Here is a 21,965-nt window from a genome sequence, read left to right as displayed (position 1 = left end):
TAGCTACCTTTGCATCATAAATCGAGCAAGCATGAAAAAAGAAATAATTGTAAGCGGAATTCGATCAACAGGGAACTTACATCTGGGAAACTATTTCGGAGCCATAAAAAATTTTCTGAAACTTCAGGAAGAACATACCTGTTATTTTTTTATTGCCGATTTTCATTCGCTTACTACGCATCCTACACCCGAGAATTTATTCGAAAACACTAAACAAGTGTTGGTAGAATATTTAGCTTGTGGTATAGATCCCGAAAAGTGTGTTCTTTATCGTCAAAGCGATATACATGAAATACCCGAGCTCTATTTATTATTAAACATGAATGCTTATTTGGGCGAACTTGAACGTTGTACTACTTTTAAAGAAAAAGCTCGTAAGCAACCCAATAATGTTAATGCCGGATTACTAACTTATCCGGTTCTTATGGCTGCAGACATTATTATACATAAAGCCCATAAAGTTCCCGTTGGTAAAGACCAAGAACAGCATTTAGAAATGACTCGCAATTTTGCTGCACGCTTTAATCGTATGTACGGGGTAGATTATTTTCCCGAACCAGTGGCTTATAATTTTGGCGAACAACTTGTAAAAATTCCTGGACTAGACGGTAGTGGCAAAATGGGAAAATCGGAAGGGAATGCTATAAATTTAGCCGATAGCCCCGAAATTATTCGCAAAAAAGTAATGAAGGCCGTTACCGACAGCGGTCCAACGGAACCCAATCAACCTATGACAGAACCCATTGCTAATTTATTTACACTCATGAAAGTGATGTCAAGTAACGATACCTATCAATATTTTCTTGAACAATATAACCATTGCCAAATTCGATATGGCGATATGAAAAAACAAATTGCCGAAGATATTATTCGTTTTACAAGTCCTATAAGAGAAAAAATCGAAGCCTTATCGAACAATCATAGTTATTTAAAGAAAGTAATTGATTTAGGTGCCGAGAAAGCTCGCCAAAGCGCTTCAAAAACACTTCGCGAAGTTAGAGAAATTATAGGCTTTAAAGCTTTCTAAAATAATTAGTTAAAGCCTTGAAATTTCTTAATATCAGTTCGTGGATTTATGCAAATAACAGGTATTTTCGCATTATTGGCGATTATTTGTTGTTCTTCTGCACCAAAAATATAATCTGTAAATTGAGGATCTTTGGTCGTCATTATAAGTAAGCCATTGGCTTTTATTTTATCAGAAAATTCAATAATAGAATCTTCGAATTTTTTATCAGAACCTGCTATATGAATTTCGTAATTAATTTCACGTTCTTCAAAATATTTTTTAGCAAATAATAAATTTGCTTTTACTTTTTTCAATAATACTTCGTCGGTAATGTTCACCACATACAAAATCATTGTTGAATTAAAATATACTGATATATAATGTGCCCATTTTAATTTTTCTTTATTTTCTACTGTAAAATCAACAGGGATAACTATCTTAGAAAAATAATGATCGGGAATTGGCTTATCTTGCACGACAATAAACGGTATAACAGAGTTGGCAATTACTTTAAGGGCTTTGCTACCTATTAGCTTTTGCATTCCACTAATACCATGGGTCCCCATTACTATAAAGATTGCTCCAATTTCTTCGGCTTTTTCTTTAATCGTATCGTATATATTACCTTCTTTTGCTGCATATTCTAATTCCAAATCTTTGGGTAAATTTGCTTTAACAACAAATTGTTTAAGTTGCTCAATGGTATCTACTATTTCTTTTTCCTTTTTAACTACATTAAAAGCAACCAATCTAGCATTAATTTTTTTTGCTAAAATAGCAGCATGATGCAACGCATTAATAGCAACTTCGGTGAAATCACAAGGAACTAATACCGTTTTTTTATTTTTTTCCATAAATAATATTTTAAGATATTTCAATAAAAGATTAACTTTGTACTTTATTTTTGGGCAAAACTAATAAATATTTATTAAATTGTTAAAAAACTTATTCATATTATTTTTTGTTTCAATTAATTCAGCTTTAATGGCTCAATTCGACGAAGCTGGCTTCCCACTGGTACAAAATTTCCCACCAAAAGTTTATGGTTACGAAAGTCAAAATTTTTCTATCGCCCAAAACGATAAGGGAATTTACTTTATTAGTAATGTAAGTGGTATTATTCAATACGATGGCGTTCATTGGTCGTTGATTCCTGCACAAGGAATTCCTCGCTTGTGCACCGACTATAAAAAAAATGTTTATGCTGCTGTTTACAAAGATTTTGGAATAATAACTACTGGACAAAAAAACATTTACGAATTTAAATCACTTATAAATTCATCTGCATTAAAAGAAAAAATTGGCGATATAACATCGATTATTTCTTACCGAGACGAAATTTTATTTATTGGTAATTACTCTTACTTATTCGCTTATAACGGAAAAAATATTAGAGTGATCGATAGCACATCCAACCTTTTGGAACTTTATACAATCAACGATAAACTTTTTATTTTTAAAGAGCCCGGCGGACTTTATCAATATGCCAATGGCAATATGATACTTTGGTTAAGCACTCAATCGCTTCATAATAAAATTATCGATTTTTTAATTCCTTATTACAATAACTTTCTTTTAAAATTTCGCAACGAAAAAAACTTTTACATATTAACCAAAGCTGGCGAAATAATCCCTTTCAAAAACGAAATAGAAAATTATATTAACGAACATCAGTACTCTTGTCATATAATGACTCCTGACTCTATATATGTATTTGGTACCTATCGCGGAGGAATAATTGGTATGGATACCAAAGGGCATGCACTTTTTGAACTTTCTACCGACAACCTTTTGATTAACGATAACATCAATGCACTTTATCTCGACAAATGGAATAATGTTTGGGCTGCTATGAATAATGGTTTGTCGAGAATTGAAATTTATTCGGCATTTTCATATTTCTCAACAGTTAATGGCGTAAAAGGTGGAGTATCTGATATATGTAGATTTAACAATAAAATATATTTAGCCACAACTCAAGGATTAAGATATTTAGATAACACTTTCTTTCTAAAACAGTCTGTACAAGGTAATATGTTTAAACTGTTAAAAGAAATTCAAGTAGACTGTAATAAAATGATGCCAACGCCTTACGGCCTATTACTGAGCACCGATGTCGGTTTATATTTCATAAATAAAAAAGAAAAAATACAAATTATCAATTCACAATATATTTTTGAAGACTTTTTAGCATTAGATACTCTAAACAATATAATTTTAGTGGGATTAAACAATGGTATTGGAAAAATTGAATTTATAAAAGGACAACCCCAGTTTACAGCAATTCATTCAGAGCTTTCAGATCATATACGAACTATTGCTAAAAATGGGGATGGAACTTATTGGCTCGGTTCAGATTATAGTGGAACCTATCAAGTGAGAGTTGACCTTAAAAATAACACAGCTCAAATTATAAATCATTTTAAATCGGGAAAAGGATTTCCTATTGGAACTGGATGGATCGACGTTTATTCAACCCGAAGAGGTGTTATATTTAGTACACAAAAAGGTCCTTTTCTATATAACACATTGATTAATGAATTTATTAAAGACACCTTACTTGTTAAATCACCCAACACATGGATATTCCCTTTAAAAGAAGACCAATATAAAAATATTTGGTTTAGTTCGGGCAAAGAAGGCATATACGAAAAAGAAACCGCCGTAGCTTTTTACAAAAATAATAATTACAAGATTATTAAAAATCCTTTTAAAATAATTCGTGAATTTACAATAGAATCGATTTTCCCCGATTCAAATGCTGTTACATGGTTTGGAACTTTCGACGGACTTATACGATTTGATGCCAAAAAGCTCACTCAAGATACCAGTAAACTTATGCTTTATTTATCGTCTATCATAACCGGTAAAGATACCATTTCTGCTTTTACATTTTTGCCCGAAAACCCTAATATATTAGAAATTGAATATAAAAATCATAATATTCACTTTGAGTTTATTGCTCCTTATTTTGATGGTATTCATAACATCCAATATCAATACTATTTAGAAGGGTTCGACAAACACTGGTCTGATTGGACAACCAATACTTTTAAAGAATATACAAACCTTTACGAAGGTCGGTATATTTTTCATGTTCGCGCAAAAAATATTTATGGAACAATTTCTAACGAAGTTATTTTTGAATTTAAAATACTGCCACCTATTTATAGAACATGGTATGCATACATCATTTACATCGTTTTAGTGAGCAGTCTCATTATTATGATATTTCAATGGAGAGCTTATTTATTTGCAAAAGAAAAGCACCATATCGAAACAGAGCTTAATTTAAGAACAAAGCAATTAGCAGAAGAAAAAGAAAAAGTAGATGAGCTTATTCGTAATTTCTTACCCGAAGAAGCTGTAAAAGATTTAAAAGAAAAAGGTTCTGTTGAAAAAAAGAAGTTTTCACTTGTTTCTATTCTTTTTGCCGATGTTCAGGGATTTACACACATTACAGAACAAATGGCTCCCGAAATGCTTATCGACGAACTTAATTTGGTTTTTAAAAATTTCGACGACATCTGTGATTTATATGGTGTAGAAAAAATAAAAACAATTGGCGATGCTTATATGTGTGCTGGTGGTGTGCCTAAGAAAAACAGAACTAACCCTATTGATGTTACACTGGTAGCATTAAAAATGCAAGAATTTATTAAAAACAACAAAAATATTTTCCGTTATCAATGGTCTATCCGAATCGGTATTCATAGTGGCTCGGTTGTAGCCGGAGTCGTTGGAAGCAAAAAGTTCTCTTACGATATATGGGGCGATGCAGTCAATATCGCCTCTCGTATGGAATCATCGAGTATTGCTGGTGAAATTAATATCTCGGGCGATGTTTACGGGCGAATTAAAGATTATTTTATATGCGAATACAGAGGAAAACTCCCTGTAAAACATAAAGGCGAAATAGATATGTATTTCGTAAAAGGAATACGTCCCGATATGGCAAACCCCGATAATCCTAACGAACCTAACGATAAATTCATACTTAAACGCCAGTTTCTGATATACGATGACCTAGAAGAATTTGTATTAACATTGTTAGAAAAAAAATTGCCTAAAAATTTATACTATCACGACGTAAAACATACTATCGACGTTATTACTCAAGTAGAAATGCTCGCACTAGGCGAAAAAGTTAATCGAGAAGAATTATTAATACTTAAAACGGCTGCTCTTTTACATGATTCGGGCTTTATTAGCGGCAATTATGACGACCATGAAGAGCAAAGCGTAAAATTTGCTCGCGAAATTCTACCAAATTATAATTTCAGACAAGACCAAATTGATACCATTTGTCGTTTAATATTAGCAACTAAATTTCCACCTCAACCTAAAGACTTACTCGAAAGCATTATTTGCGATGCCGACTTAGACTATCTCGGGAGAAACGATTTTATTCCAGTATCGCAAAACTTATTCAGAGAATTATACGAACGAAAAAAAATACGTTCACTTAACGATTGGAACAAACTACAATATGAATTTATTCGAAAACACCAATATTTTACTGAAACAGCTAAACGAAAAAGAAATACAAACAAAACCAAACAACTCGACGAACTTAATAAATTACTCTAATATATGATTAAAAAAAGAGCTTATACCGCTGTTGGAATTATACTAGGAGTTCTATTATTTGACCAATTACTAAAATGGTATATCAAAACCCATTTTATGCTTGGCGAAGATTATAAAATATTCAACTGGTTTTATATACATTTTACCGAAAACCCAGGCATGGCATTTGGACTTACATTATCGGATGGCAACTGGGGTAAACTTATTCTTTCGCTCTTAAGAATTGTAGCTGCTATTGGCATTGGATGGTATTTAATTAAACTCATAAAAGAACAAGCTAAATTTATATTTATTGCTGCTATTTCGTTTATTTGGGCAGGTGCAGTTGGCAACATTATCGATAGTCTTTTTTATGGGGTTATATATAGTAGTAGCGAAGGACAATTAGCACAACTCTTCCCACCCAATGGCGGCTATGGAACATTTCTTCATGGTAAAGTAGTCGATATGCTTTATTTTCCATTAATAGAAGGACATTTCCCTTCGTGGTTCCCCATTTGGGCTAACGAACCATTTATTTTTTTTAGGCCCGTTTTTAACATAGCGGATTCTTCTATTACATTGGGTGTAATTTTAATTATAATTTTTTATAACAAAATTTTTCCTAAAAAATAGTTAAATACTTTTTTTTTCATTATCATTGTATCAAATTTCAAATTCAATGACTATGAAAAATATTCTCTTACTTTTTAGCATTTTCTCCTTTCTGTTTATTGGGTGCAACAATAATCAAAATCAAAACTTAAACGATGGAGATACTACATCATTAAAAAACGATACTGTACACACCAATCGTGTAAAAAAGATTTTCTATAATGTACCCTCGCCCATCGAAATGTCGTCGGTTATACAACGTAGTGGTGCACAATTTAGAAGCGATGTGTTATGGTCGTATAAAGATGTTGAAAAATATACATCTATTAGCAAACAAGCACTCATGTTAGGTGTTTTTGGCAGCGATCTCTCTTACGTTCGCTTATTCGACCAAATACAACTTGCCATTAATTATTTATCGGGCATAAAGAAACTTTGCGATGCCATTGAAATACCCGAAGAACAAGGCTCTAGAGCTATTCAACGAATGGAAAAAAATATCGACAACAAAGATTCATTGCTTCAAATTATATCTGAAACGTATGCCGCTGCTGATAGTTATTTAAAAGATAATGATCGCGGCAATACTGCTACTCTAGTAATTCTGGGTGGTTGGATAGAATCGCTTTACATCGCTACTCAAATCGCCGATTACGCTAATCCATCAAACAAAGAAATTGTAGATAGAATTGGTGAGCAAAAATATTCACTAGCAAATATGATTGAACTTATTAAAGCATACCCCGATGATAAAGACTTGCAAGCATATTTGCCCATGCTCGAAGAATTAAAGGCTCTTTACGAAAATGTAAAAATTGAATACGTAAAAGGAAATGTAGTTACCGACGAAACAAAAAAAACAACCACAATTTATAGTGTAGCTAAAGTTACTTTTAGTAAAGAAACTTTTGATAAAATTAAAACTTTAGCTAAACAAATACGTACAAATATTGTAAAATTGTAAATAGTAAAACTATGAAAACGATAAGCTTGATACTTTTTATTTCCTTATTTGCAATTAGCAGCGTTTTTTCTCAATGTAAGGGTTTTACCAAAAAAGAATGCGTGCCACAAATAAAACCTTTTACATATAACGGTCAACTCAATATGGCTGTATTAAATCCGGGCGATGTTGCCGAATTAGTAGTTACCTTTTATAAAGGACAAGATTATCGACTTTTTGTTTGCTCTCAGGAAAATCTTGGTAAAGTTGAATTTAAACTACTCGATTCTGAACGTAATACTTTATTTTACAATAAAGACCATGATTACGTTAATTATTGGGATTTTCATTCAAATGCAACACAACAACTTATTGTACAAGTAAGAGTTCCACAAGTTGAAGAAGAAGTTGCCGTTGCTGCAAGCGGCTGTGTTTCTATATTAATCGGTTTTAAAGAATAATTCTTATTCTATCTTTTGTTTAATAATAGAACGACTAAGTTCGTCCATTCTTACATAATTCTTAAAATGTTTACGGGTTTGTTTTTCAAGCTGTTCTAATTCATTGGGGCTTAGTTCATCAATAAAACATGTAGGATCCTCGCCAAATACATCACCGGTTTGATAATAAGCCATTACGCGGCAACCTCCACATGTCCAATTATACTTGCACGAGCCACACTTACCACCTAAATTTTCTCTATGCACAATTCGTTTCATAAGGTCCGATTCGAATAAAATATCTTTTAATGGCGTATTATAAACATTTCCGGCTGAAATATTATCAGAAAGCAAGGGACATGGTGCCACTTCGCCCGCCGGATTAATAGCATAAAACGACCCCACCCAACAACCTATCGAGGGCGATGTAGGAACCGGACTTAAACCATTGGTTTTGGTAATTCCCTTATAATCATTCGGATTTAGAAAGAAAGGGACAAAGCTCACAAAACCATGATGCGATTGCATTAATGCAGGATGCAAATAGTCCTTCAAAATCTTTTTATCAAACATATATTCCGGCTTTGAAGAATTGCGAGGAGTAAATGGAATGCGATTAAACGGTAAGCTCATTGCTCTAATTTTGGCTAATGTGTCAGCAAACGTTTTGCAATTAAAACTCCCCATCGTTGCCGATATGTTTACATTTACATTATATTGCTGTAGCAAGTCTAATTTTTCGATAAAAAATTGAACTTCGCGATAGCGTGTAGCTTTATTTTCATCATCAAATGAATTGATACCCAACGATATCAACAAATTATTATTCAATAACGACTTCAATTTTATCACTAAGTCTTCGGTAAGCAACGAACCATTGGTAGAAATGCCTATTTTGAAACCCATTTGATGGGCTGTTTCTAATAAATACAAAGCATCTTTTCTTAAAAAGAATTCACCACCCGAAAAATCGATAAATTCGGTTCCTAATTCCTTTGCTGGCCTTAAAATATTGTTAATAATATCTTCGGCACTTCTGTCTTCTTCCCACTTCTCGGGATGATTTGAGCCACTCGAACAATGCTCACAACGAAAATTACAACGACGAGTAGTTTCTAAATATAGGGTATGGAACATTTTAATTTTTTATAAAGACTTATTTATGTATGAATGGGTTGCATTTTACGAATGCAAAAGTAGTGATAAAATGCATTCTTGAAACTGTTTTTTTATGAGATTTTGAAAATTTCACTATATTTGTAAAAAAAAATAGATGAAACAAAAATATTGGGCATTTATTTTAGGAGGCTCGAGTGGCATGGGGCTTGCGAGCGCCAAAGCTCTTGCACAAAAAGGTTATAACTTGTTAATTGCACATCGTGATGGACGTATAGGAACAAAAGCTTTTCAAGACGATTTAAGCCTCTGGAAACCATCAAATGTTGATGTAATAACTGTAAATGCAAACGCCAACACCTCCGAGGGGAAAGAGCAAATCAAACAGGCAATCCGTCAATTGCCCGAACATTCCATCAAGATTTTTCTCCACTCCGTCGCTGATGGACATATAAAACCCTTGTTCGACCAAGAAATTTTTCTTTCTGAAGAAGATTTGCTTTATACGGTTAATTCTATGGGATTGAGTTTTGTAACATGGTCACAATGGTTATTTCAAAATCACTTTTTTGCAACAAAGGCTAAAATCTTTGGTTTTACAAGTGAAGGTAGTCGAAGAGTTATTCCCCACTATGCTGCTGTGGGGACCGCCAAGGCTGTTTTAGAAACCATGTGCAAATATATGGCTTACGAACTTGCCCCGCATCAAATATCGGTCAATTTACTTTGTCCGGGCGTTGTTAATACCAAAGCTATTCGCGTTTTCCCCAATACGGCTGATTTCATCGAACAAATCACCGAAAAAAATCCTTATAAACGACTTACTACACCCGAAGATGTAGCAAACGTGCTAGTTGCTCTAAGCTCTGACGAAACAAATTGGCTTAACGGAGAAACCATTCACATAGATGGAGGCGAAAGCAATGTCTTCTGAAATGCTACATAAACAATTATTGGAGCGAATGCCTTACGCTCCTCCCTTCTTTTTCATTGATAAAATCATTGAAATAGACGAAAAAAAAGTGACAGCCACCTATTATTTTTCTGAAAATTTAGATTTTTACAAAGGGCATTTTAAACACAAACCCGTTACTCCCGGTGTTATTCAATTAGAAGCCATGGGGCAAGTTGGTTGTGTTTTACATGGTATTTACTTATTAGGTTTACACAAGAATAATTTACCTTTTGAACCCGTACTAGGCTTAATGGAAGGTAATTTTTTTCAACCCCTTTATCCCAATAGCCTTGTTACTATAGAAAGTGAATTACAATACTTTCGCCAAAATTATGTTTCATCTATTTGTCATATTTACGACGAACAACACAAACTAATGTCAATGGCAAAAATTCAATGCAGTTTTTTAATTTATGAATAACCACAGAGTTGTAATAACGGGCATGGGAGTGCTTAGCTCCATTGGAAATGATTTGCACAGATTTACCCAATCGCTAAAAGAAGGCAAAAGTGGTATTCAAAAAATTCCAATACTCGAAGAATTGGGCTTTGGTTGTCAGGTAGGCGGTCTAATAAATATAGCATCTGCTCCCTATTATTCGTATATTGAACAATTTTTATTAAGCGAAGCCAGCAATGTTGTTAAGTATGCTGTCGTAGCAGGCCTAGAAGCATGGACAAATGCAGGTTTAAATATTCCTGAAAATTTTGATAACGAACCCGATTACAGCACTGGTATTATTACAGGTAGTGCCATAGGAACCGTTGATATATACGAGCATAAAATATTGCCCAATGTCCACAATAAAACCTTACGACGTTTACGAAGTACTACTGTTGAACACAGTATGCTCAGTGCTCCATCGGCAAATTTAGCCGGCATATTAGGGTTAGCCAATTATATCGGATTTAATTCTTCAGCATGCTCAACAGGGACCGAATCTATTATTTTAGGTTATCGACATATAAAACAAGGTTTAGCAAAACGCATGTTAGTCGGTGGAGTAGATATTTTTACTCCTGCTGGTTGGTCAGGTTTCGATGCTATGCGTGTAACCAATCGCAATTCAAATGAGCACCCTGAATTAGCCAGTCGCCCTATGAGTGCTTCTGCTCAGGGCTTTGTACCAGCCGAAGGATGTGGCATGCTTGTTTTAGAAGATTACCAAACAGCTATTAATAGGGGGGCACCCATAATTGCTGAAATGGTAGGTGGACATATTAACAGTGGCGGACAAAGAAAAGGAGGCACCATGACAGCCCCAAGCTCTGAAGGGGTAATACGCTGCATACACGAAGCTATTAAAGAAGCCAATATCCACTTCAACGATATAGACTTAATATCAGGGCATCTTAGCTCTACAATGGCCGATGTGCTTGAAATTCAAAATTGGAGGAATGCACTTAATAGAGAAAAAGAAAGTTTTCCATATATAAACTCTCTAAAATCTATGACTGGTCATGCCATTGCAGCTACAGGAGCAATTGAAACGATAGCCACTGCAATACAATTAAAAGATCAATTTCTACACCCAAGCTTAAATTGTGAAGACCTTCACCCAGAAATAGCTCGTTTTATTTCCGAAAAAAAAGTACCCCATCAAACAAAAAATAATATATCTTTGCAATATGCTATTAAATCAAGTTTTGGTTTTGGCGATACCAATGCTGTATTAATCTTGAAAAAAATATAAACTATGAACAACGATTTAAAAAAAGATATTATTGAAATTCTAAAAAAATATGCTATTAATAAAAAGATTTTCGAAAATTTACCCGAAAATCCACATATTACAAACGATTTAAAAATCAATTCAGCCCGATTAGTAGATATCGTTATTGATATGGAAGAAAAATTCAATATCGAAATCGAAAACGATAACTTAAAAAAGCTGATTTATTTAAACGATATCGTTACACTTATCGAAAATAAAATTAAAATGATATAATATTACATTTAATGAATTTTTTAATTGTATATTCTGCGATTAAAAAAAATAACATGCATATTTTAAATTAGTTTGAATACATCGTATTGTTAAGTCTTAAAATACATAAAATAAATCTTTGAATGAAAAAAATTTTACGCTTTATTTATGATTGATTTAACCGTAGCTATATTATCGCACAATCATAAAAACACTGTAAGCAGAGCTATAGAAAGCGTATTGGGTCAAAAACTCACGTATTCATACAAACTTTTGCTTTTCGACGATGCCAGCTCAGATGGTACACAGGAAATTTTAAAAAAATATGGCGAACAATATCCTAATTTAATTGAATTATTTCTTTTTGACCAGAACGAAGGTCCGTTTATACGCGCTAAACAAATATATCAGAATTCTAAAAGTAAATATCTTTGCTGGCTCGATGCCGACGATTATTGGACTTACAAACATAAACTCCAAACTCAATTAAACTTTCTTGAACAACATCCAGAATATATGGGTTGCTTTCATGATGCAGAAATATTGTCAACCATAGAAGCAAACCATAACAGACCTATAAAAACTCAAAGTTTAAAAAAATATAAATATTACAGCCAATTTAATCACTACGAAACCGATTTTTATCCCTTCCATCTGATTATGCGGAATATCATACCGACTGCCTCACTGGTTTTTCGCTTACATAATTTCGACAGCTTCTTTAATTCTTATCATTTCCCACCCTATTCGTTTAGCTGGGCTTTTCAACTTCATATTATCAAGAACAGTAAATTTTATTATTTCAACGAGTGCTGGTCGGCATATTTAGACCATGCTGAAGGTATTAGTAAAAAAATATCATCCGAGCAGTTTACACTCAACAACATTCGTTTACTTAAATGGTATAAGCATGATGATTTTTATAGAAAATACAAAAACAAGATTTTTTTATCCATAGGTCATGAATATGAAACATTAGCTTATAAAGAAGCTAAATATAATTTAAAATTCGGCTATCGGATGCAATGGTATTATTTTAAGGCATGGAAATGTATGGCATGGTGGCACATGCTTAATTTATTGAAAATGTTTAAGATGAAATGAAAAAACTATTTTTTTTAATTCTAGTTTTATTAACCACTTTTTTTGTATTTAAAAACATTCATTCACTAAAGCCTAATTATATTAAGAATTTAACTTTTACTACTGATGATAGTGTTAACACCCTCATTGTAATTAAAAACCAAAATCAACACACCGTTGAATTTAATTTTTCATTGAACAATAAATTTTATGCTTCACTTAACGACTTTATTCGAAAAAATAAAAATTCTAATGACAGCGAACAAATAGTCTTAAACTTATTCCATGCTTTTATAAATTCAATAGTGCACGAAAAATTATTTAATGATTGGGGAGCAATACCATTAACCACATTGAATTCTAAAGGTTTTGCAATTTGCGGATGGCAATCAGAAATATTTAGTCAGATACTCTATAATGCTGGTTTTAAATCTAAAGTTCTTCATTTAGAAGGACACGCCGTTAGCGAAGTTTTTTACAACGGTAGCTGGCATCTTTTTGATACAGACAGAAAAACGTTTTTTAAAAAAGGTAATAAAATTTTAAATTATAAAGAACTTATTCATTTTCCACTAATGTTTAAAAAAAATGGAACAAAAAAATATATGGCTAACTTAACAACACTATCTAAAAAATACACAAATCATTTTATTACTGGAGAAGACAATAAGCCTAAAGAAATAAACAATGCAAATAACGATACTTTTTTATTGAATTTACCAGCAAAAGCGAGTTTTGTATTCCCTTTTTACCCTGATTACAAAAGAGATTTTTATCCTTATAATACCAAAGCTAAATTATTTATCCCCAAAGGGTTTAATGGCAAAATCAAAAACCCACTAATTCTTATTGATGTTGAAGGAAAAGGAAAGATAAAAATAAATAATAGAGAATATTTAGTTCCTGACGAGTTAGAACTTTTAAAGGCATCTATCATTAAATCAAATAAATTTATAGATAAAATTAAAGTAGAAGTATTTTCTGATACATTAGCATTAGTTTACATGCTTAACCCATTATTTACTAAAATATATAAAAAGAATATTTTAAGTATTAACGCTTCAGACTCTTTAGTAATAAAGATTGACAAAAACAGAGAAAAAAATAAAAACACTATTTACCCAACACATTTAGAACTTTTAAATCAATATACGCCTTTTGCACATAAACTAGCAAGCGAAATATCTTTATTTAACATTAATTCTGTAGAAGAATTGTACCATAAGCAATTAAAGCCATATTGCATTTCTAATGCTATTGATACTAACAAATTAAAAAAGCGATTAATGTTAATAAAGCATTTCGTCAATAAACCAATTTATGAATATTCTGAAGTATCAAATTTTTATGGTTTTTTAGCACTACTATTAAATGCTAAAGACGAAGAATTTAGAAACATATTTATTTTTAATATAAAATATTTAAGATATAAACATATTTTAAATAAATACTATAAATAGTTTATATTTTATCTTAATATAAAAAACTTACAAATCCTTAGATATATTTTTTTCAAACAGATAATTTTCCATAACCAAATAATCCATTTCTGTTTGCATAAAGCATTTAAAAGCATCATCAGGAGAACAAACAATAGGCTCTCCTCGTACGTTAAAACTTGTATTTACAATTACGCTACAATTTGTAATTTTCTTAAATTCATTGATCAATTTCCAATAAATAGGATTTACATCTTTATGAACGGTTTGAATACGTGCAGAAAAATCTACATGAGTAACAGCAGGAATATCTGATCTTAAATAATAAAGCTTATCGTATAAATCAAGTTCATTATAATTATCAGGCAGAGCGTTTTGTTTTTCTTTATTAATCGGAACAACCAAAAGCATATAGGGCGAAGACGTATCAATATCGAAGTATTGTTGTGCATCTTCTTCTAATACGGAAGGAGCAAAAGGACGAAAGCCCTCTCTGAACTTTATTTTTAGGTTTAATTTTTTTTGCATATCAGGATTTCGTGCATCTGCCAATATACTTCTATTGCCCAATGCTCGTGGTCCATATTCCATTCTACCCTGAAACCATCCCACCACATTACCTTCGGCAATTTTTTTGGCTATCAAACATAATAATTCGTCAATATTTTCAAAACATGTAGCCTTAGCATTATTAATTCGTATAACTTTCTCAATTGATTTTTTATCGAATTGAGGTCCTAGCAAAGCACCTTTCATAGCATCTGGGAAAACTATTTTTCGGGGTTTTTTAAATCCAATAAAATAACCTGCATATGCAGCACCTAATGCACCGCCGGCATCTCCAGCAGCCGGTTGTATCCAAATTTGCTTAAAAAGTTTTGATTTTTGCAACTTCCCGTTTGCAACACTATTCAACGCTACTCCTCCTGCTAAGGTTAGGTTTTCGCAATGAGTTAATTGATAAGCTGTTGCAGATAATTTTAAAACAATTTCTTCGGTAACCAACTGAATGGCAAGGGCTAAATTACAATGATGTTGTTTTATTTGGCTTTCAGATTTACGAGGTGGAAAACCAAATAACTGCTCCCATTTTTTATGGTTTGTCATTCTCAAGCCCGTAGCATAATCAAAATAAGACATATTTAACAAAAAAGAACCATCGTCTTTAATATCAATCAAGTGTGTTTTTATTTTATCAATAAACCACTGTGTTTCTTCAGCCAATGGATTTCCATAAGGAGCTAATCCCATTAGTTTATATTCTCCCTCATTTACCTGAAAACCCAGATAATATGTAAAAGCCGAATAAAGCAAACCTAAGGAATGTGGAAAATGTATTTCTTTTAAAATTTTTATTGAATTTTCTTTACCTCTAGCAATAGTAGTGGTTGCCCATTCGCCAACACCATCTATGGTAATAATAGCAGCTTCTTCAAAAGGCGAAGGATAAAATGCACTAGCAGCATGAGCTAAATGATGTTCTGTAAACAATAAAGGAACATGAGCAATATGAAGCTTTTTTAATTCTTTTTTAATTATTTCTTTCATAAAAACTTTGTCTTTTATCCATATAGGAATAGATGTAACAAAGCTTTTTAATCCCTTGGGAGCAAAAGAATGATAAGTTTCTAAAAGTCGCTCAAACTTTAATAATGGTTTCTCATAAAAAATTACAGCCTTCAATTCATTCTCGCGAATACCCGCTTCATTCAAAACATATTCAATAGCATGAACAGGGAAAGAAGCATCATTTTTTTTTCGAGTAAAGCGCTCTTCTTGTGCTGCAGCTATTATCTCTCCATTTATTATAATGGCAGCTGCACTATCGTGATAATATGCTGATATTCCTAATATTGCGTCCATATCAATAAGGGTTCTCTAAATCTAAGTATGTATACTCGTGCTCTCTATCAATAAAAGCTGTATTATTTGTTTTTTTAAAACCATATATTTTTAAAGAATCTTTTTTCAAAGCTTTTCGAAAAAGAGAAATAGGAGTAATTAAAAAAAAATAGAGAATTGAAAAAATAATTAGCTGAGTTATTTTACCTATAATATTGGCAAAACCAAATATAAGGAATGCTATAGGGTAAAAAAGGTTGGGAATAAGTATTGTAATCAATAATATTGGAATAATATAAATATAAATATAATCATTATTTGACCAATAGCCCCATAAAATTAGAAATATAGCGACAATAATTCCAGTATCTTTTACTTTTTCTCGGGACAATGATGGGTAAAACTCTTTAATTTTAAATGAAGACATTATGTTTTTTTTTCAAAAATAATTTATTTTATCAATATTTTCAATATTTTTGTAAAAATTCCCATATGGAAACCTTAATTGACATTTGGAAATTATTAAAAACAAGAAAAAAATTTTGGCTATTACCAATTATTATTGTACTTATAATTTTATCGGCATTATTGATATTTGGATCAAGCAGTTCTTTAGCTCCTTTTATTTATACTTTATTTTAATTTATGCCTAATATTCTTTTAAAAACAAGATTTTGGCTCATTGTTACTCTTATTGGACTTGTTTTTCAACTAATAAGATTTTATATATACGGCATCAATAGTGTCAATCATTTGACTCCTTTTATTTTTTATACAGCACTTTGGTTAATCTGTATATATGGTATTAAACATATATACAAAAATAATTTTAAAAAAAGGCAAAACTTAATATTATTATTTACCTCAATTTTCTTTATCATTGGATTTGCTGAGCTTTTTTTAAGAATATTCGGAATAACTGCCATTTCAAGCGAAAAACATTTTTGGGGACACTATTTTTCACCTTACACTCCTAATCAACGCTATTGGACAGAAAAACGAACCATTGACATTACATTATCTAGCCCCGAATTTTCTTACTATAGAAAATTAAATAATGAAGGTTTTAGCGATAGAGAATGGAATTATAAACAACTAAAAAATAAATACCGAATACTAACTTTAGGTGATTCGTTTACTGAAGGTGATGGTGCTGATGCAGATTCTACCTGGCAACGCTTTTTAGAACGAAAACTTAATAATACTTCCATTTTTATTATGAATGCTGGTATATGTGGCAGCGATCCTGTTTTTGAATATTATTTATTAACTAACCGATTATTGAAATATAATCCACATCTGATAATAGTAAATATCAATCACAGCGATTTATTCGATATAGCGATTCGTGGTGGTTTTGAGCGATTTAAAGGCAATCAGGTTATTTTCAAAAAATCACCATGGTGGGAACCTATTTATGCTATTAGTTATATTAGTCGTTTATTTTTTAGATTACGTTTCGACAAACAATTACTTGACAAAAAACGCAAATTTGAATATGCTTATGAATCAAGTTTAATTATTTTTGACGCTATTAAAAAATTTGTTGCATTAGGTAAAACACACCATTTTAAGTTTTTATTTGTTTTTAATCCTGGTATAGAAGAAGTAAAGAATAAACTACCGCTTTGGAACATTCATACTAAAAAACTTCGTCAAAACAATATTCCTGTATGCAATTTATTAGAATATTATTTGCAAATAGAGGTTTCAAAAGATATTTCTAAATACTACTGGCCTATTGATGGTCATCATAAGGCAAAAGGATATCAACTAATGTCAGAAGGCATTTATCAAGCCATTTTGCAATACCATTTAATACCCTCTTTATATGAAAAAAATAATTAAAAAAACACTATCTTATCTTTACATTCTCATCATTACATTATCATTACTCGAATTAACTTCTTATGTTATTTTACGATTTACTAACAGTCATATATTAACCTTTCCTCTTTTTAATCGCACCTTATCGCCTTACTATGTTTTTGGCAATAGTCCTTATTATAAATTTACGAATACCATAAAAACAAACAAAACAGAAAACGACCTTGTAATCAATCAGTATGGCTTTATTGCCGAACCTCCCTTAAATATTGAAAAAGACTCAAATACACTTCGTATTGCCTTATTTGGTGGGTCTGCGGCTTTCGGCAATGGTCAGAGCGAGGCTTATTGTATAGTTAAAAAATATCCCAGTGGTGTGTATTCATATGAATCATCAATTGCAGGTCAATTGAAAAGACTTTTGGAAAAGTCGTTCCCACAGAAGAAAATTGAAGTCATTAATGCGACCGGAGTTCAACGAATGGTGCACCAATCGGTTATTTATTACATGGAAACGATCTCGCAATTCAAACCCGATATCGTAATCTCGCTCGACGGCATGAACGACATCACCGATTTTTTAGGCATTTCACCTTATACTAAATGTGCTTTACAATTTGATTCTTACATAAATCTATACCAAATATCTAAGGCTTTACAAGACAAAAGCATTTCAAATACGATTAACCTTTTAAACGTTATAAGGTTTAGAAATATTAAAAAGACTGTTAAAAAAGAAAGCAATGAAAATTTAAAATATTATTATGGCTACCAACACAATAAAATTTTAAACAACGATTATCAAAAATATAAACATCTATTTTTGAATAATTCATTTCTATTTGAAAAACAAGTTCTTTTTTTCAATGCTGTATGTAAAACCAATCAAAGCACTTTTATTTTCGGGCTTCAACCCTTGCTTCATCGAACTATCAATAAACAATTATCGCCCGTTGAACAATTATTCCAATCAAACATTAGCCCAATCAATGTTAGAATGCACTTTAGCTCATTAAACATAAGACAAATAGAACAAATTGAAACACTTATAAGTTTAGAAATAAAATACTTTTTCGATGATTATTTGTCTGTCCAAATGGAACAATTAGCACAAAAAAATAATTTTATGTTTATCGATTTCAATAAAGAAATCCAAAATATTCCTAAAAACACCGAATTTTACACCGACTATTGCCATTTAACTCAAGAAGGCAATAAAATAGTTGCTAGTATATTAGTCAATAAAATTAAAGCTATTCTAACAGTAAAAATTAACGAACATAACGAGTAAAACGAAGAAAAATCTTAGCCTCAAATTGATATTTTAAAATTCCTGTTTTAAATCGCAAAAACACTATTGGAAAAATTAATAACGTTAACAACAATGCTAATGGTTTTAAGTGTTTAGGAAATTTTTTATAAAATCTCGGATTAGCCCAAAGAAAATAGAAATTATTAAAATTATTTAAGTATTGAAGATAGTCGTTATTATTCCACGGCGTAATATAGTGATAGGTAAAACAATCGGTAAAAAATTCCATCATTTTTTCTGTTGTTGGTGGCAATCGGAAGCCTTTTTCTACACTAATTTTCCAAAGCTCTGATTGAGGTATCGGTACAAAAAAACGAAACCGTGGTTCTAAGTTTGGATTTATAAGAATAGATCTTCCTACCAACTTTGCAGTATCCCAAAAATCTTTTTGTGGATTTAATGGAAAGCAACACATAGTAAGAAATCTTGTTTTTATTTTGTGTTTTTTTAAAAAACGAACTGCTTTATAAATTTCGCTAACTGTAGTATTTTTATTAATAAAATCGAGTACTTCTTGGTTCCCAGATTCCGCACCAATTCTTAATAATCGGCAACCCGATTTATAAATAAGCTGCATATCTTTATCTGTAAAGTTTTTTAGCAAAAAACCAAGATGAACATTAGCTTCCCATGTAATACCCAAATTTGCATTTATTAAAGCCTCACAAAAATTTAGAATAAACCGTCTATTGCCAAAAAAATTATCGTCGCGGAAATCTACATGCGAAATATTTGTTTTATTTTTTATATAGATAATATCTTGTATTATTTGATCTACATTTTTAGGGTACCATTTACGATGAAATAAATGAACCGCATTACAAAATTTACACTGATAAGGACACCCTGAAGTGGCTAAATAATCTACACTTCTCTTTCCAATTGGTACAATACCATTAATGTCTATTAATCGATTAATATCTATTAAATCCAAGTTTACTTTTTCAAACGTTTCGGGATTAATGAAATCGTTATTGGGATTTATTATTAATTCTCCATTTTTATTACTTCCTATTCCTTTTATTTGAGTAACATCCTTACCATTTAAGAAATTTTCGACAAATAATTTAAATGGAATTTCTCCTTGTCCCATACAAACATAATCGGCATATCCATCTTTTAAAATCATTTCGGGTAAAATAGTTGGAAACCATCCACCCCACAGCACAATCCTATTGGATATACTTCTGAACAAACGAGTAAAATGGATAGCTCCAGTAATCTGATGCCCTATCATTACACTTACCGATGCAAAAAGAACCCGATCCTTATATTCATTCAATGTTTTTGGCAAATCTTTTTCCAATCGTTCATCTAATAAAATCATTTCCACATCTAAATGTCGAATCATTCGCTCAAGATATAAAAACGCCCATGGAATATTTGGAAAAACTTCACCCTTCTCAATGAGTGGATAATAAAATAATATGATATTCCTTTTTTGCATAAATCGTTTTAAATCGATATTTTATATGTGCCAGCTTGTTTAGTAAACTCGATTAAACTTTCGGTATCTCTAATATTAAATTCATCTATTAAACGATTGATGGGCATAGTTAAATAAAAAATAATAGCTCTTTTAAAAAGCTCATCATTATTTATTTCGCTTTGACATTGATCAAGAGTTGTTTTTACAAAAGTAATAAAAAGGTCTTTTTCGTTTAAAGCAAAACAGCTATTTGACTTCAAATTATCTTTTATTCTACATAAAAGAAATTCTACTAATTTATCTATACTCGTATTTTTATGCGTTTGCAATATTTGAGCATGTTGAACGGACATTTTTTTCCATTGTTTTATTTGATTTATAAAATCATTCCAAGCCTGATTGTTACCTTGTTGAATTGTTGTATTGGTTTCGAGTCTTTCTTTTTGGTACAATTCAATTATCCTATTTAAAATAGATTCATCTGAACTCCAAAGAGCACTATAGGGTGGAAAAATTACTTGATTAAAATGTATTCGTATATTTTGATTATTTAAATACTTAATCAATTCAGGTATTTGAGGATAATTTTGTTGCATTACATTTACACGAACACTAAGGTTTGTATTTTTCGATTGAGTATAATGAATAAAATATTGAAGATTAGACAAAACAATATCAAGCTGTGAATTTTTTCTTATTCTTTCAAATACGTTTTTGTCTAATGAATCTATAGAAATATTAATATTAAATTTTAGCTTATTGAGTAATGATCTAACACGATCGTTAACAACAGTTCCGTTGGTCGTAACAGAAACAACTATATCTGGATTGATTTGAGCAAATTTTTCCCATATTTCGAAATAATGTTCACTAAGAAATACTTCTCCTCCACTAAATGAGGCTTCTTTTAAGTGAGGAATAAAAAGTTCCAACTGTTGTATAAACTCTTTTCCATAAGGATTACGATAATTATTTTTTTTCTCTCTATGCATGCGAATCGCTGATGAATATTCTCCAATGCACATGATACATTCATTGTTACACTGATTTGAGGTTTGGAAGTCGATCGAAACAGGGAATTCTGATTTTGCTTCAGGAAGATAGTCATAACGCCATGCACCTGCTGAAGTATAAAATCCATTTTGAATATTTTTATCACATTCAAAGCAGCCTAAGCTTAAGTTATTAGCAATAATATGTTCTCTTAGTTTTTTTAATTTTTCGCCAAACCAAATTTCTTCAATCGTATTTTCGGGTATTTGCCCAATTAAGTACTGTTTATTATGCCAACAAGCCATGACTTTACCACCAAAAAAGAAAGTTAATGATTTAAAAGGTGCATGACAAATTATTTGTCTATTTTTGACGGATCTTTTCTTATTATATTGCCTGATAATTTTGGGGCTTAACTCACCAATAATATTATTTTGTTTTTTATTTAAAAATAAAAGTTTCATT

General features: G+C 31.4%; 19 protein-coding genes. 13 read left to right on the top strand and 6 right to left on the bottom strand.

Features of this window, described 5'->3' with window-relative positions:
• Positions 1-31 precede the first annotated feature (31 nt).
• A complete protein-coding gene (gene trpS / locus HPY79_05410) occupies positions 32-1,027 on the top strand; it encodes a tryptophan--tRNA ligase (GenBank protein NSW45232.1) in 996 nt (331 codons plus the stop codon).
• A 5-nt stretch (positions 1,028-1,032) separates the two neighbouring features.
• Here trpS and HPY79_05405 read toward each other — a convergent pair whose 3' ends face one another.
• Positions 1,033-1,863, bottom strand: a complete 831-nt coding sequence (locus tag HPY79_05405; protein NSW45231.1) for a universal stress protein — start codon at positions 1,861-1,863, stop codon at positions 1,033-1,035.
• A gap of 130 nt (positions 1,864-1,993) precedes the next feature.
• On the opposite strand from HPY79_05405, the gene HPY79_05400 reads away from it, so the two are divergent.
• Genes HPY79_05400 through HPY79_05385 form a run of 4 tightly spaced genes read left to right on the top strand, consistent with a single transcriptional unit; the run spans position 1,994 to position 7,597 of the window.
• Positions 1,994-5,599: an HD domain-containing protein gene (locus tag HPY79_05400; protein ID NSW45230.1), complete on the top strand. Its 3,606-nt coding sequence runs from the start codon at positions 1,994-1,996 to the stop codon at positions 5,597-5,599.
• 3 nt (positions 5,600-5,602) lie between these two features.
• Complete coding sequence (locus HPY79_05395; protein ID NSW45229.1) at positions 5,603-6,214, top strand: lipoprotein signal peptidase; 612 nt, start codon at positions 5,603-5,605, stop codon at positions 6,212-6,214.
• Positions 6,215-6,266: 52 nt separating this feature from the next.
• A complete protein-coding gene (locus tag HPY79_05390) occupies positions 6,267-7,157 on the top strand; it encodes a hypothetical protein (protein ID NSW45228.1) in 891 nt (296 codons plus the stop codon).
• Positions 7,158-7,168: 11 nt separating this feature from the next.
• Positions 7,169-7,597 carry a hypothetical protein gene (locus tag HPY79_05385; GenBank protein ID NSW45227.1) on the top strand — a complete coding sequence of 143 codons (429 nt, stop codon included), beginning with the start codon at positions 7,169-7,171 and terminating at the stop codon, positions 7,595-7,597.
• A 3-nt stretch (positions 7,598-7,600) separates the two neighbouring features.
• Here HPY79_05385 and HPY79_05380 read toward each other — a convergent pair whose 3' ends face one another.
• On the bottom strand, positions 7,601-8,713 hold the full coding sequence (locus tag HPY79_05380; GenBank protein NSW45226.1) for a radical SAM protein: 1,113 nt from the start codon (positions 8,711-8,713) through the stop codon (positions 7,601-7,603).
• Positions 8,714-8,849: 136 nt separating this feature from the next.
• Here HPY79_05380 and HPY79_05375 point away from each other — a divergent pair, with 136 nt between their 5' ends.
• From HPY79_05375 to HPY79_05350, 6 genes are all read left to right on the top strand, one after another.
• On the top strand, positions 8,850-9,626 hold the full coding sequence (locus HPY79_05375) for an SDR family oxidoreductase (GenBank protein NSW45225.1): 777 nt from the start codon (positions 8,850-8,852) through the stop codon (positions 9,624-9,626).
• The gene (locus HPY79_05370) at positions 9,601-10,068 is read left to right on the top strand and encodes a hydroxymyristoyl-ACP dehydratase (protein NSW45224.1); all 468 of its coding nucleotides are present in this window, start codon (positions 9,601-9,603) and stop codon (positions 10,066-10,068) included. The genes HPY79_05375 and HPY79_05370 overlap by 26 nt, the downstream gene beginning before the upstream one ends.
• Positions 10,061-11,341, top strand: a complete 1,281-nt coding sequence (locus HPY79_05365) for a beta-ketoacyl-[acyl-carrier-protein] synthase family protein (GenBank protein ID NSW45223.1) — start codon at positions 10,061-10,063, stop codon at positions 11,339-11,341. The genes HPY79_05370 and HPY79_05365 overlap by 8 nt, the downstream gene beginning before the upstream one ends.
• Before the next feature lie 3 nt (positions 11,342-11,344).
• Positions 11,345-11,596: an acyl carrier protein gene (locus HPY79_05360; GenBank protein NSW45222.1), complete on the top strand. Its 252-nt coding sequence runs from the start codon at positions 11,345-11,347 to the stop codon at positions 11,594-11,596.
• A gap of 147 nt (positions 11,597-11,743) precedes the next feature.
• Entirely contained in the window at positions 11,744-12,679 is a 936-nt protein-coding gene (locus tag HPY79_05355; GenBank protein NSW45221.1) for a glycosyltransferase, read from the top strand.
• Entirely contained in the window at positions 12,676-14,118 is a 1,443-nt protein-coding gene (locus HPY79_05350) for a hypothetical protein (protein ID NSW45220.1), read from the top strand. Before HPY79_05355 ends, HPY79_05350 begins: the two co-directional genes overlap by 4 nt.
• 27 nt (positions 14,119-14,145) lie before the next feature.
• Here the strand turns inward: HPY79_05350 and HPY79_05345 are convergent, their stop codons facing one another.
• Positions 14,146-15,960 (bottom strand): carbamoyltransferase, encoded by a 1,815-nt coding sequence (locus HPY79_05345; GenBank protein ID NSW45219.1) that lies wholly within the window; start codon positions 15,958-15,960, stop codon positions 14,146-14,148.
• A gap of 1 nt (position 15,961) precedes the next feature.
• Positions 15,962-16,366 carry a hypothetical protein gene (locus HPY79_05340; GenBank protein ID NSW45218.1) on the bottom strand — a complete coding sequence of 135 codons (405 nt, stop codon included), beginning with the start codon at positions 16,364-16,366 and terminating at the stop codon, positions 15,962-15,964.
• A 218-nt stretch (positions 16,367-16,584) separates the two neighbouring features.
• Here HPY79_05340 and HPY79_05335 point away from each other — a divergent pair, with 218 nt between their 5' ends.
• Both HPY79_05335 and HPY79_05330 read left to right on the top strand, forming a co-directional pair.
• The gene (locus tag HPY79_05335; protein NSW45217.1) at positions 16,585-17,787 is read left to right on the top strand and encodes an SGNH/GDSL hydrolase family protein; all 1,203 of its coding nucleotides are present in this window, start codon (positions 16,585-16,587) and stop codon (positions 17,785-17,787) included.
• Positions 17,771-19,057: a hypothetical protein gene (locus tag HPY79_05330; protein ID NSW45216.1), complete on the top strand. Its 1,287-nt coding sequence runs from the start codon at positions 17,771-17,773 to the stop codon at positions 19,055-19,057. The genes HPY79_05335 and HPY79_05330 overlap by 17 nt, the downstream gene beginning before the upstream one ends.
• Here HPY79_05330 and HPY79_05325 read toward each other — a convergent pair.
• Positions 19,038-20,525, bottom strand: a complete 1,488-nt coding sequence (locus tag HPY79_05325; GenBank protein NSW45215.1) for a B12-binding domain-containing radical SAM protein — start codon at positions 20,523-20,525, stop codon at positions 19,038-19,040. The genes HPY79_05330 and HPY79_05325 overlap by 20 nt on opposite strands.
• An 8-nt stretch (positions 20,526-20,533) precedes the next feature.
• Positions 20,534-21,964, bottom strand: coding sequence for a radical SAM protein (locus tag HPY79_05320; protein ID NSW45214.1), 1,431 nt, complete (start codon positions 21,962-21,964; stop codon positions 20,534-20,536).
• Position 21,965 lies beyond the last annotated feature (1 nt).

Source organism: Bacteroidales bacterium, from assembly GCA_013314715.1.
In the GTDB taxonomy this organism is placed as follows: domain Bacteria; phylum Bacteroidota; class Bacteroidia; order Bacteroidales; family GWA2-32-17; genus Ch61.
Note: the sequence above shows the minus strand (reverse complement) of the source record. Positions and strands in the feature narration are given on the sequence as shown.

What these genes read in the sequence shown, in the direction of transcription:
- trpS (NSW45232.1), top strand. Translation starts at nt 32, where the DNA reads ATGAAAAAAGAAATAATTGTAAGCGGAATTCGATCAACAGGGAACTTA.
- HPY79_05405 (NSW45231.1), bottom strand. Translation starts at nt 1,863, where the DNA reads ATGGAAAAAAATAAAAAAACGGTATTAGTTCCTTGTGATTTCACCGAA.
- HPY79_05400 (NSW45230.1), top strand. Translation starts at nt 1,994, where the DNA reads ATGGCTCAATTCGACGAAGCTGGCTTCCCACTGGTACAAAATTTCCCA.
- HPY79_05395 (NSW45229.1), top strand. Translation starts at nt 5,603, where the DNA reads ATGATTAAAAAAAGAGCTTATACCGCTGTTGGAATTATACTAGGAGTT.
- HPY79_05390 (NSW45228.1), top strand. Translation starts at nt 6,267, where the DNA reads ATGAAAAATATTCTCTTACTTTTTAGCATTTTCTCCTTTCTGTTTATT.
- HPY79_05385 (NSW45227.1), top strand. Translation starts at nt 7,169, where the DNA reads ATGAAAACGATAAGCTTGATACTTTTTATTTCCTTATTTGCAATTAGC.
- HPY79_05380 (NSW45226.1), bottom strand. Translation starts at nt 8,713, where the DNA reads ATGTTCCATACCCTATATTTAGAAACTACTCGTCGTTGTAATTTTCGT.
- HPY79_05375 (NSW45225.1), top strand. Translation starts at nt 8,850, where the DNA reads ATGAAACAAAAATATTGGGCATTTATTTTAGGAGGCTCGAGTGGCATG.
- HPY79_05370 (NSW45224.1), top strand. Translation starts at nt 9,601, where the DNA reads ATGGAGGCGAAAGCAATGTCTTCTGAAATGCTACATAAACAATTATTG.
- HPY79_05365 (NSW45223.1), top strand. Translation starts at nt 10,061, where the DNA reads ATGAATAACCACAGAGTTGTAATAACGGGCATGGGAGTGCTTAGCTCC.
- HPY79_05360 (NSW45222.1), top strand. Translation starts at nt 11,345, where the DNA reads ATGAACAACGATTTAAAAAAAGATATTATTGAAATTCTAAAAAAATAT.
- HPY79_05355 (NSW45221.1), top strand. Translation starts at nt 11,744, where the DNA reads ATGATTGATTTAACCGTAGCTATATTATCGCACAATCATAAAAACACT.
- HPY79_05350 (NSW45220.1), top strand. Translation starts at nt 12,676, where the DNA reads ATGAAAAAACTATTTTTTTTAATTCTAGTTTTATTAACCACTTTTTTT.
- HPY79_05345 (NSW45219.1), bottom strand. Translation starts at nt 15,960, where the DNA reads ATGGACGCAATATTAGGAATATCAGCATATTATCACGATAGTGCAGCT.
- HPY79_05340 (NSW45218.1), bottom strand. Translation starts at nt 16,366, where the DNA reads ATGTCTTCATTTAAAATTAAAGAGTTTTACCCATCATTGTCCCGAGAA.
- HPY79_05335 (NSW45217.1), top strand. Translation starts at nt 16,585, where the DNA reads ATGCCTAATATTCTTTTAAAAACAAGATTTTGGCTCATTGTTACTCTT.
- HPY79_05330 (NSW45216.1), top strand. Translation starts at nt 17,771, where the DNA reads ATGAAAAAAATAATTAAAAAAACACTATCTTATCTTTACATTCTCATC.
- HPY79_05325 (NSW45215.1), bottom strand. Translation starts at nt 20,525, where the DNA reads ATGCAAAAAAGGAATATCATATTATTTTATTATCCACTCATTGAGAAG.
- HPY79_05320 (NSW45214.1), bottom strand. Translation starts at nt 21,964, where the DNA reads ATGAAACTTTTATTTTTAAATAAAAAACAAAATAATATTATTGGTGAG.